Raw genomic sequence first — 278 nt, forward strand, 5'->3', positions numbered from 1 at the left:
GTTCGATACTGACGCACAGGTCTTTGCCTACCATGGGCTGAAGCGGCAGGTTGGCGGCGAGGGAGACATATCCGAGGTTCAGGGTGTCCGGGGTTTTAAGCTGTACTATGTAGGAAAACAGGTTTCCAAGCCCTTCCGAACCATTCATGCCTGCAAACAAAAGCAGCTGCGGCGGCACCGCACTACCACTTACTGTGACGTTATGCCCCCCGGACCACCGGCAGCAAGCGACGCCGCCGCATCCTGAACTGCACCAGCCATATCCGATATCCCTGCTG

General features: G+C 57.6%; 1 pseudogene. It reads right to left on the reverse strand.

Annotation, left to right across the window (positions count from 1 at the left end):
• Window positions 1-278: pseudogene (locus HEN33_RS25840) on the reverse strand (type VI secretion system Vgr family protein); the annotation flags it as partial.

This window comes from Escherichia sp. 94.0001, assembly GCF_013369155.2.
Taxonomy (GTDB): domain Bacteria; phylum Pseudomonadota; class Gammaproteobacteria; order Enterobacterales; family Enterobacteriaceae; genus Escherichia; species Escherichia coli_F.